Genomic DNA, 4305 nt, shown 5'->3' on the forward strand with positions numbered 1-4305 from the left:
CGCCGCTCGAAAGGGCGGCGCAGGCTAGCCTGCATCTGAAGTAAAAGAACACCAAAGAGTCACCAAAGAGAATACTTATGAGCGCTGAAATGACTACCTCTTCGATCCCCGTGCCGGAGTCCACCGTGAGCCAGACCGCGCAGAACGCCATGCACCGCACCATGCGCAAGCAGCGCGCGCAGGATTTCATTTTCCATAAAGTGACGATGACGTTCGCGCTGTCGGTGCTGCTGGTGCTGCTGGGCATCATCGCCTCGCTGATCCTCGGCGCCTGGCCGGCATTCAAGGAATTCGGGCCGAGCTTCATCACCACCGTCGAGTGGGACCCGGTCAACGACAAATACGGCGCCCTGATCGCCATCGTCGGCACCCTGGCCACGTCCGGCATCGCGCTGCTGATCGCCTTTCCGGTCAGCTTCGGCATCGCCCTGTTCCTGACCGAAATCTGCCCGCCGTGGCTGCGCCGCCCGATGGGCACGGCCGTCGAGCTGCTGGCCGGCGTGCCGTCCATCATCTACGGCATGTGGGGCTTGTTCGTGTTCGCGCCGCTGTTCGGAGACTATGTGCAGCCGCTGCTGAAGCACACGCTGGGCCACATCCCCATTATCGGCCAGCTGTTCAGCGGCCCGACCATGGGCATCGGCATCCTGACCGCCGGCCTGATTTTGGCCGTCATGATCATCCCCTTCATTTCCTCGGTGATGCGCGACGTGTTCGAGATCGTGCCGGCCGTGCTGAAGGAATCCGCTTACGGCCTCGGCTGCACGCGCTGGGAAGTGGTGCGCAAGATCGTGCTGCCCTACACCAAGTCCGGCGTGGTCGGCGGCGTCATGCTGGGCCTCGGCCGCGCGCTGGGCGAAACCATGGCCGTCACCTTCGTCATCGGCAACGCCAACTCGCTGTCGTGGTCGCTGTTCTCGGCCGGCAACTCGATCGCCTCGACCCTGGCCAACGAATTCGCCGAAGCCGAAACGCCGCTGCACGTGTCGTCGCTGTACGCGCTGGCGCTGATACTGTTCGTCATCACCTTTATCGTCCTGTCCGCCGCCAAGCTGATGCTGGCCGGAATGTCCCGCAAGGAAGGCGTCAAATAATGAACTCCGCCGCTACCAAAGCCGTCATCAACCCCGTCTACCGCAAGCGCCTGATGGTGCACCGCGTCGGCATCGCCCTGTCGGTGTTCGCCATGTCGATCGGCCTGGCCTTTTTGATCTGGATACTGGGCACCTTGCTCTACAAGGGCTTCGGCGCGCTCAGCGTCGACATGTTCACGCACGACACGCCGGCGCCGGGCAGCGAGGGTGGCGGCTTGATCAACGCCATCGTCGGCAGCCTGATGCTGGTCGGCCTGTCGACCGCCATCAGCACCCCGATCGGCATCCTGGCCGGCATCTACCTGGCCGAATACGGCGAGGAAAACAAGGTCGCCAGCGTGACCCGCTTCGTCACCGACATCATGCTGTCGGCGCCGTCCATCGTCATCGGCCTGTTCGTCTACGCCCTGTACGTGGCCCACGCCCACCACTTTTCCGGTTTCGCCGGCACCATCGCGCTGGCCCTGATCGCCGTGCCGGTGGTGGTGCGCACCACCGACAATATGCTGCGCCTGGTGCCCAACAGCCTGCTCGAAGCGGCCTTCGCCCTCGGCGCGCCGCGCTGGAAGGTGGCGATGCTGGTGCGCCTGCGCGCCGTCAAGGCCGGCGTGGTCACCGGCGTGCTGCTGGCGCTGGCCCGCATTTCCGGGGAAACCGCGCCGCTGCTGTTCACGGCCCTGAACAACCAGTTCTTCAGCGCCGACATGAACGCGCCCATCGCCAACCTGCCGGTGGTGATCTACCAGTTCGCGATGAGCCCCTACGACAACTGGCGTTCGTTGGCCTGGGGCGGCGCGCTGCTCGTGACCTTCAGCGTGCTGGCGCTGAACATCCTGTCGCGCACGCTGTTCAGCCAAAAAATCCCGAACTGACCAATATTTCCATAAGCGACCGACCATGAATACGCAACTGACCAACGGAAAAAACGCCGCCATGACCGCCAAGCGCAAGACCATCGAGATTTCGGGACTGAATTTCTTTTACGGTAAAACGCAGAGCCTGACCAACGTCCACCTCGACATCCATGAAAAGCAGGTCACGGCCTTCATCGGCCCGTCCGGCTGCGGCAAGTCGACGCTGCTGCGCACGCTCAACCGCATGTACGACCTGTACCCGGGCCAGCGCGCCGAGGGTTCCATCATCTACCGCGGCAAGAACATCCTCGACGGCGACCAGGACGTCAACATGTTGCGCGCCAAGGTGGGCATGGTGTTCCAGAAGCCGACGCCGTTCCCGATGTCGATCTACGACAACATCGCCTTCGGCGTGCGCCTGTATGAAGACCTGTCCAAGGGCGAGATGGACGAGCGCGTCGAATGGGCGCTGAAGAAGGCCGCGCTGTGGACCGAGGTGAAGGACAAGCTGAGCAAGAGCGGCCTGTCGCTGTCGGGCGGCCAGCAGCAGCGCCTGTGCATCGCGCGCGGCGTCGCCGTCAAGCCGGACGTGCTGCTGCTCGACGAGCCGACGTCGGCGCTGGACCCGATCTCGACCTCGAAGGTCGAAGAGCTGATCTCCGAACTGAAAATGGATTACACCATCGCCATCGTCACCCACAATATGCAGCAGGCGGCGCGCTGCTCCGACTACACGGCCTATATGTATCTGGGCGAACTGGTCGAATTCGGCGAAACCGACCAGATCTTCATGAATCCGGCCCGCAAGGAAACCCAGGATTACATCACCGGCCGCTTCGGCTGATGCCAAGGTTCAGGCCGGCGCGCCTGATCGTGTAAACTGTATAAACTAATTAAACTATATAAATCGTTTCCGGAGAGACCAGCATGATAGGCGAGCATTCATCCAAGCAGTATGACCACGAACTCGAAGCGATCCGCTCCAAGGTATTGTTGATGGGCGGCATCGTCGAGACCCAGTTCCTCGACGCCATGACCTGCTTCCGCATCGGCAATCCGGAGCGCGCCGACCGCGTCATGCGTGAGGACGACACCGTCAACCAGCTCGAAGTGTCGCTCGACGACGCCTGCAGCCACCTGATTGTGCGCCGCCAGCCGGCCGCCAACGATTTGCGCACCATCATGGCCACCATCAAGGTCATCACCGACCTCGAACGCATCGGCGACGAAGCGACCAAGATCGCCCGCACCGCCAAGGCCCTGCACGGCCGCGGCGCCGTCACCGTCAACCATTACGAAATGGTGCGCGGCATCGCCAACAGCGCCAGCGACATGCTGCACGACGCGCTCGACGCCTTCGCCCGCAACGACGGCCGCCAGGCCTTGCAGCTGATCGCCCAGGACGCCGTGATCGACCACGAGTTCCGTTCGATCATGCGCAATCTGATCACCTTCATGATGGAAGATCCGCGTACAATCTCGGCCGCGCTGGACACGCTGTGGGTCGCCAAGGCGATCGAGCGCATCGGCGATCACGCCAAGAACATCGCCGAATACGTCATCTACGTCGTCGAAGGCAAGGACATCCGCCACACCAAGACCGCACCGATACCGGACGATGTGCCTGAGCAGGCGCAGTAAGAAATACAAAAGAGAAAAATGGCATCCGATAAAACTACCGTACTGATCGTCGAAGACGAGCCAGCCATTGTCGAGCTGGTGACGTTTTCGCTGCGCGAGGCAGGCTGGAACTGCTGCGCCGTGCAAAGCTGTTCCGAGGCCTGGGACTTCATCCAGACCAAGACCCCGCAACTGATCCTGCTGGACTGGATGCTGCCCGACCAGACCGGCCTGCGCCTGCTGGCGCGCATCCGTTCCGACCGCCAGTTCAATGAAATTCCGGTCATCATGCTGACCGCCAAGAGCATGGAAGAAGACAAGCTGGCGGGTCTCAACAGCGGCGCCGACGACTATGTCACCAAGCCGTTCTCGCCGCGCGAGCTGTTGGCGCGCGCCAAGGCGCTGCTGCGCCGCAAGAGCCCCGAGCATGCGCAGGCCACCATGCGTGCGGCCAATGTGATGCTGGACCCGGTCAGCTGCACGGTGTTGATGGACGAGCAGAAGATCGACATCGGCCATGCCGAGTACAAGCTGCTGAAGTTCCTGCTGGCGCATCCGGAACGGGTGTTCTCGCGCAGCCAGCTGCTCGACAAGGTATGGGGCGACCATGTGGTGATCGAGGAGCGCACCGTCGACGTCCACGTGCTGCGGCTGCGCAAGGCCTTGAAGGAGGCCGAGCACCTGATCAAGACCGTGCGTAGTGTAGGCTATATGCTGTCGGAAAAATAAAGCGTTAA

General features: G+C 62.2%; 5 protein-coding genes. All 5 read left to right on the forward strand.

Features of this window, described 5'->3' with window-relative positions; genetic code table 11:
* Window positions 1-89: 89 nt before the first annotated feature.
* Window positions 90-1094 (forward strand): phosphate ABC transporter permease subunit PstC, encoded by a 1005-nt coding sequence (pstC, locus tag Q0S71_RS21570; RefSeq protein ID WP_296000231.1) that lies wholly within the window; start codon window positions 90-92, stop codon window positions 1092-1094.
* Window positions 1094-1966, forward strand: a complete 873-nt coding sequence (pstA, locus tag Q0S71_RS21575; RefSeq protein WP_296000234.1) for a phosphate ABC transporter permease PstA — start codon at window positions 1094-1096, stop codon at window positions 1964-1966. The genes pstC and pstA overlap by 1 nt, the downstream gene beginning before the upstream one ends.
* A gap of 25 nt (window positions 1967-1991) precedes the next feature.
* A complete protein-coding gene (pstB, locus tag Q0S71_RS21580; protein ID WP_296000236.1) occupies window positions 1992-2792 on the forward strand; it encodes a phosphate ABC transporter ATP-binding protein PstB in 801 nt (266 codons plus the stop codon).
* An 83-nt stretch (window positions 2793-2875) separates the two neighbouring features.
* A complete protein-coding gene (gene phoU, locus Q0S71_RS21585; protein WP_296000239.1) occupies window positions 2876-3589 on the forward strand; it encodes a phosphate signaling complex protein PhoU in 714 nt (237 codons plus the stop codon).
* An 18-nt stretch (window positions 3590-3607) separates the two neighbouring features.
* Window positions 3608-4297, forward strand: a complete 690-nt coding sequence (locus Q0S71_RS21590) for a response regulator (RefSeq protein ID WP_020706067.1) — start codon at window positions 3608-3610, stop codon at window positions 4295-4297.
* Window positions 4298-4305: the final 8 nt, after the last annotated feature.

This window comes from Rugamonas sp. (assembly GCF_025354735.1).
Taxonomy (GTDB): Bacteria; Pseudomonadota; Gammaproteobacteria; order Burkholderiales; family Burkholderiaceae_D; genus Rugamonas.